1 protein-coding gene is annotated in these 960 nt (G+C 44.7%); it reads left to right on the top strand.

Annotation, left to right across the window (positions count from 1 at the left end; translation table 11 throughout):
* Positions 1–131 precede the first annotated feature (131 nt).
* The coding region (locus tag ACFIK8_RS09090; RefSeq protein ID WP_375669236.1) for a tyrosine recombinase at positions 132–960 on the top strand (829 nt) is incomplete at its 3' end.

The following is a 960-nucleotide window of genomic DNA, read 5'->3' on the forward strand; positions in this document are numbered from 1 at the left end:
TTTCATTTTGCTTGCTGTTCTTTTCAGTATAATGGTCATTCTCGTGGTTTGGGTTGAACCGGTAACTGTGGATATGTATATTGATGTCCCCTTGGATCCATGGAACCTTTCTTTAGAAGCGAATCAATGAAATGAAAAGTAATGCTGTGATAGATCATTTTCTCGAGATGATGAGTGCGGAGCGAGGGGCTTCTACGCATACACTTGCAGCTTATCAGCATGACTTGCAATGGGCACAAGACGAATTGTCTTTTCACTCTGTTTCGCTTTTTTCAGCACAAAAAGAAGATTTAATTGGTCTTTTATCGCTCATGCATATTCTTGGTTTTGCAGCGTCTTCACAAGCGCGTCGTTTGTCGACTTTGCGTCAGTTTTATCAATTTCTTTATGCAGAGGGAATGAGAGTTGATGATCCCTCGCATGATCTTGATGCACCGCGTCAGGGGCGTCCTTTGCCCAAAGTTATAAGTGAGGATGGGGTGACAAAATTGCTTGATTTGGCGCAGTTGGAAGTCAATCAGGCAGATTATGGGTCCAAAGATCATTTCCGCGCATTGCGTCTTCAGGTATTGATTGAAATGCTTTATGCAACAGGGCTGCGCATCAGTGAGTTGGTGAGTCTTCCGGTGCAGGCTGTCCGCGGGAAGGAGTACAGTATTTTAGTTCGCGGTAAGGGCAAAAAAGAACGTATAGTCCTCTTATCGAAAAAAGCATGCCAAGTTCTTTCACAGTGGTTGAGCTTGCGTGATCAGCGAAAGGATGCCGCGAGTCCTTATCTTTTTCCTGCGCGTTCAGAGACAGGATATATTGCTCGTCAGGTTGTTGCACGGGAGCTGAAAGGTCTTGCCAGAAGAGCAGGGATAAAAAGTAGTGGTTTTTCTCCCCATGTGTTGCGCCATGCTTTTGCTAGCCATCTTTTGCAAAATGGTGCTGATTTGCGTGCAGTTCAACATTTGTTAG

The sequence above is a fragment of the Bartonella sp. MR168JLCBS genome, assembly GCF_042194175.1.